Annotated in this window: 5 protein-coding genes; 1 reads left to right on the forward strand and 4 read right to left on the reverse strand. The window is 44.6% G+C overall.

The features are described from left to right. On the reverse strand, nt 1–1,494 hold a 1,494-nt coding region (locus ACH2DQ_RS22130; protein ID WP_395028361.1), incomplete at its 3' end, for an aminotransferase class III-fold pyridoxal phosphate-dependent enzyme. 456 nt (nt 1,495–1,950) lie between these two features. On the opposite strand from ACH2DQ_RS22130, the gene ACH2DQ_RS22135 reads away from it, so the two are divergent. Then, nucleotides 1,951–2,742, forward strand: coding sequence for a DeoR/GlpR family DNA-binding transcription regulator (locus tag ACH2DQ_RS22135; RefSeq protein ID WP_394912385.1), 792 nt, complete (start codon nt 1,951–1,953; stop codon nt 2,740–2,742). Between the two features lie 117 nt (nt 2,743–2,859). Here the strand turns inward: ACH2DQ_RS22135 and ACH2DQ_RS22140 are convergent, their stop codons facing one another. The 3 genes from ACH2DQ_RS22140 to ACH2DQ_RS22150 all read right to left on the reverse strand — a co-directional run. Next, on the reverse strand, nt 2,860–4,206 hold the full coding sequence (locus ACH2DQ_RS22140; RefSeq protein WP_394912386.1) for a hypothetical protein: 1,347 nt from the start codon (nt 4,204–4,206) through the stop codon (nt 2,860–2,862). Nucleotides 4,207–4,241: 35 nt separating this feature from the next. Further along, nucleotides 4,242–5,069 carry a carbohydrate ABC transporter permease gene (locus ACH2DQ_RS22145; RefSeq protein ID WP_394912387.1) on the reverse strand — a complete coding sequence of 276 codons (828 nt, stop codon included), beginning with the start codon at nt 5,067–5,069 and terminating at the stop codon, nt 4,242–4,244. Further along, on the reverse strand, nt 5,066–5,708 hold a 643-nt coding region (locus ACH2DQ_RS22150; protein WP_395028363.1), incomplete at its 5' end, for a carbohydrate ABC transporter permease. The genes ACH2DQ_RS22145 and ACH2DQ_RS22150, both read right to left, overlap by 4 nt.

The following is a 5,708-nucleotide window of genomic DNA, read 5'->3' on the forward strand; positions in this document are numbered from 1 at the left end:
CAGTTTATTGGTGGCAATCAGCGGCAGCTTCAGTAAGGCAGCGGGCGGACAAAATGCCTTGTACACCTGTGCACTGATATCAAAATACCGACCTGTCATCTTCTTTACAAAAGTAACGGTATCATCAACATTTTTAAAGGTGATGGCGCTTAGCAGCTGTTCTCCCTCCACATAATCGATGACCTCCGGGAACTTATCTTTCAATCCTTTCACACGGGTTTCATAATATCTGCCTGTTTCAGAAACAGCACTTCCATTTTGTTCCACAAATGCCATGGTAATCAGGTAAGCCAGGGATGCCAGCTCCTCCTGTCCGTTGGTAACCAGTGCCCCGAACTGATTTAAGTTATCCATTTCTGCGGTGGTTATAATTCTGGAAGCCGGGTACTGTCCGCCCGGAAATCCTTTTCCTACCACTGAGAAATCAGGATTTAAACCATATTGGCGGAACAGGAACATGCCGTCATACCACATGCAGGATTGAATCTCATCGCACATAACAGGCGTATCGCCGTCATGACAGATCTTGTATACTGCCCTGAGATATTCTTCATCCAGCCGGATGCCTCCATAATTCATCAGAATAATCTCATGGGTAAACCCTGCTGCTTTATATTTTCCCTGATTGTACTTCTCAAACTTTTTCCTAAAATCCTCCAGATCATTAATTGCTACGGGAACCACTTTATATATTTCATTTTCTTCATTCTTCTTATAGAAATCCGGCCACATATCCCGGAAGGTCTGAGCGATGATCGTGGTTCCGTGGTAGTTCGCCATACGTCCCCCTTCGTAATCACCCATAACGAAGAATACAGGTACCCGTCCGCTGTATTTTGGCTCCGGAAATGTTTTATCTAATTTATAAAATCTGGCAAGCATCATCTTTATGCCCGCTTCGCATGCAAGGGAGCCTGTTTCCAGATTGATTACCCGGTTTAATACATGGGGTTCTTCGCTTTTTAAGATGTTCTCCAACTCCTGCTTCTGGTCTTTACCAAGTCCATTTGCATTACGCACCAATTCCTGCTCGCACAGCCTGGTTATGTATCCTCTGGTATTATTATGTGTTGCATTGGAAATTCCAAGCGTTCTGGCATGATCAATTAACTGATATCCCGGAAAAAAATGCCCCAGCGGCGTGTGGTAATGCTCGCTCTTAGCAATTACATACAGCTTTCCGTCCTGTCCAACCCGGTAATACCCAAATCCGGAAATCGGACTTGCATCGTGATTGGCGGCTTTGGCGAAGGCCTGTGTGGGAGCCCCATCCATTTTTCCTTTAAAAGGTTCCGTCACAACCTGACCGATTCTGTCAAGCATGGCATCCAGCTTATCCACATAGGATTCCGGAAAAAATGCCACCTTTTCCGTCCTTGCATTCTCAGCTTTTTCCCGGTCAACACCCAGCAGTGAAACCGCCGCATTTTCAACAGCTTTTACATATTCTTCCCCTAAAAGTTCCCCCAGAGACATGGCTAAATCATTCCTCATAATAAATACCTCCTTTACCTTATACGTTGTTTGCAGATCCCTTTCTTCTATTTCATAATATAACGTTTCTTTCATCTTGTCAACTATTTTTGATTGTTTCTCTCATAAATTAACTATTTCAGTCATTCAATCAGGATATACATTGACAGATTCTTTTTTTTATACTATAACTATAGGTAAGTATGGAACAAAAGCGTTCCATACTCTCTATTGAAGCAGTACCGCAGACTCGTCAGCGGTATGCAAGGGGTATAAGTATGGAACAAAAAGCGTTCCATACTTTCTATTGAAGCAGTACCGCAGACTCGTCAGCGGTATGCAAGGGGTATAAGTATGGAACAAAAAGCGTTCCATACTTTCTATTGAAGCAGTACCGCAGACCTGTCTGCGGTATGCAGGTTATAGAAATGAATACATTTTCAAACAGGTATAGAAAAACAAAGAGGAGGTTTCCAGATGAATAAACAGGCACAGCGAACCGAAACCATTTTAAATATACTGAAGACCAGGCAGCAGCTGACTACCACAGAAGCCATGGAGCTGTTGGATGTTTCCGAATCTACCGTAAGACGGCTGTTTGGGGAGCTGGAACAGGAACAAAAGGTCATCCGCAGATATGGCGGCATTCAGCTTGCTAATAAAACTCCCGGCGAATATTCCTTTGACCGGCTGATGGAAAGCAGACAGGATGAAAAAGAGGCCATTGCGGCATTAGGCATAAATTGTATACAGGATTCCGATATCCTGTTTTTTGATTCCGGCACCACTTTATACTACTTATGCCAGGCACTGGCACCGAAATTGGAATCCGAAGAAATACGGGACCTTACCGTATTTACTAATTCTCTGGCAAATCTTCAGGTTCTCTCCCCTGTCTGCCGGGTGATCCTGATCGGCGGGGAATACCGCCCGAAACGAATGGACTTTGCAGGCTATGCCAGCAATAAATTCATCGGTCATTTTAATTTTACAAAATGTTTCATCGGTGCTGACGGCATATGTCTGGAAGAGGGGCTGATGGCTACCGATTCCGACACGGCACTTATGGCAGAACTGGCAATAGCCCGCTCGGAACAGACGATTGTTATGACCGATGCCGGGAAACTGGGGAAACGTTCCTTTTTAAGCTATGCTCCCTTAGACAAAGCAGACCGCATTATCACCGGCTGGAATGCCGATCCGGAATTTTTAGAGACGCTGCGTCAAAGAGGCATTGCTGTCTGCACTGCCCAAGCTGTGGGAAAGTAATTTTTAAACATGTTCTTACAAAAAAAGATAAGCTCTTGCATCAGATATCCTTACTTCCCGGTCTCCTGTGCAAAAGCTTGTCTGTTTTATTTTTATCTATGCTTTCCCTTGTTTTCTCTAATTATAATACGCTTTCATTTCCTGCAAAAACGGCAGTTCCAGCAGTTCATTTAAAAATCCTTCTGCCTGTTCTCTTGATCTGGTAAATGGATCCATCATAATTAATTCTGTCAGCAGCTCCCTGCTCCCCCTCTCATATGCTTCCAGCTCCATTTCCACCGATGCAATCCGGTCTCTTTTCATATGGCTCTGCACCATTTTCGGAAGCGGCAGCGTATGGATGCCCTGGATCCCCCTTTTAGATACCAAGGCGGGAATTTCCACTTCAAAGTCTTCCGGGACTCCTTCTACGTACTGATACGTATTTGCTATATTTACAATGACTACCCGTTCCACATCGCATGCCAGTGCTTCAATTAAGGGGATCATCGGCTCATCCGACGGCACTTTGGAGAAGAAATCCATCATCTTTATGGAGTCATCATGGGCTGCCCTGTGTATATCTTCCACATGTTTTTGAGACGTCTGAAAATATTCTTCATAAAAATGATCGGGGTCTTCTCTCCAGACTTCCTGTACCTCCCCATCCGTGTGGTACCAGTAGCCCCAGCTTCCTCCTCCCGGAGTGCAGGTATCCCCAATGGGCATGACGCCATATTTTTGATAGAGATCAATTGCCTTGGGTCCAAAATCATCGCTGTACATGCAGGTTTTAAAATAATCCTCAGATTTTTCCGCAATCCATTGGTCCAGCAGCGGATAGGCATTCTCTCCTTTATAATAAAAGCTGTTCAGCCACACGAAATGGTTGATTCCCGGAACTTGAAACGTGACATTTTCCCGCTCCAGCCCAAGCAGTTCGCATAACCGGTATACGCCTCCGTACCCGTGGCACATTCCAGCCAGTTTTATTCCTTTGTATTTCCGTGTCAGATAGGTAACGCCTCCCATAACCGGGTTGGAAACCATGATATACCATGCATCGGGACACACCTTCTGCATATCATGATAAATCTCTTCCATCAGACGCAGCTGGTAAAAATTCACCCAGAAAGACTCATCATGTACGATATGAAAACTTCCGCCAAAACGGTACCCCCATTTTTTAGCTACCTTCCACCCTTCTTTCAGCCTTTCATATCCTCCATCCAGGGCCGTATTGACCACGAAGTCCGCCCCCCGCAGACACTCCAGACGGTCAGTGGTTTTCGTAATCTCAAGAGCGGTACCCGCTTCTTCTGCATATCTGACACACATCCGGTATATATCATCCAACCGGTCTTCATTGATATCCATCAGACAGATCCTGCTGTCTGAGAGATTTTTGGCAAGGCACAGGTCTTTGATTAAATTAATGGAAAAGATTCCCGATCCTGCGCCGATTAAACTGATTTTTACACTCATTTCTTATCCTCCTGCCTTCCGGTGATTATGATGTTTTATTTTACAGCACCTGCTGTCAGACCTTTTGTCAAATACTTTTGGAACAGCAGATAAATTACAAGGGTGGGTACTACGCTGATTAAAAGCCCGGTCATCTGGAAAGTGGGATCCACCGAAGTCCTGTCTGCCATCAGGGATGACAGTGCAACCATGACAGTCCTTTTATCCATGGATTTCAAAAGAATCATCGGGGTAAATAAATCATTCCAGTAACCGATGAAATTGGTGATGACTGACATAGCAATCCCCGCAATTCCCATTGGCACGATTACATTGGCAACCAGCCCGAAATAACCGGCGCCGTCAATCTTCGCCGCCTCCATCACTTCCTTGTCAATCCCCCGAAAGCAGGTGGTCATCAGCATAATCGTACTGGGCATTCCCATCGCCAGATAAGACAATACAACACCTGTATAGGTATCTACTAATTGCAATTTTGCAAAAATGACATACATTGGAATCATGGTGACCTGAGCCGGAATAAACATGGTAGAAATAATGATTAAAAACATCACATTCCTTCCACGGAATCTGAGTTTGGTAAAAGCATAGCTGGCAAACACGGAAAAGACGGTGATTAAGACTACACTTGCCCCAACTACGATAAAGGTATTCATAAAATTTTTCAGTATCTTAAATCTGGAAATTAATGCCTCAAAATTATCCAGATTTATGGATTTCGGCAGTGCGAAAGGGTCCGCCAGATATTCCGCCCCGGATTTCATGGCAGTCATGGCCATAAAAATAAGGGGATATAAAAAGGTGAGGGACATGAGGCAGAGTGCGGTAAAGACCAATATTTTAGACCACTTTATTTTTTTCATGCAGTTCCCTCCTCCCTTTCCTTTTTCTGGGAAATACCCTGTTGGATTCCGGTAAAAATCAATATAATGATTAAGAGAATAACCGACATGGCACAGGAATACCCCATTTGGCTTCCGCTCACAAATGATTTTTGATAGATCATATAGTCGATGGTCATCGTTTCCGTTCCCGGACCGCCTCTGGTAAGGGAATAAATAAGGGGAAACAAGCTGGTGAATGACCAGATTACCGATACCATAACCGAATATTCTATGGTTCTTCGCAGCAACGGCAGGGTTACCAGGAAAAGTTTCTGCCAGTATCCGGCACCATCCAGTCTTGCCGCTTCATAAATGTCAGGTGAAACAGAAGCCAGCCCGCCCAGCACCAGCATTCCCTGCCAGCCAATATTGATCCAGACCAGGCAGAAAATAATGACGCCCAGACCGCTGGATGCCTGCCCCAGCCATTCAATCGCCAGCCCATCCATGCCAACCGCTCTGAAAAAGGTATTAATCGGTCCGTTAAATCCAAAGAAGATGGCGAATAAAAATCCAACAATCAAAGAAGATACAACCTGGGGAATGTAATAAATGGTACGAAATATCTTCCATCCCTTCACTTCTTCATACAGTAAAACAGCCATCACTACGCCAATA

This window comes from Robinsoniella sp. (assembly GCF_034124845.1).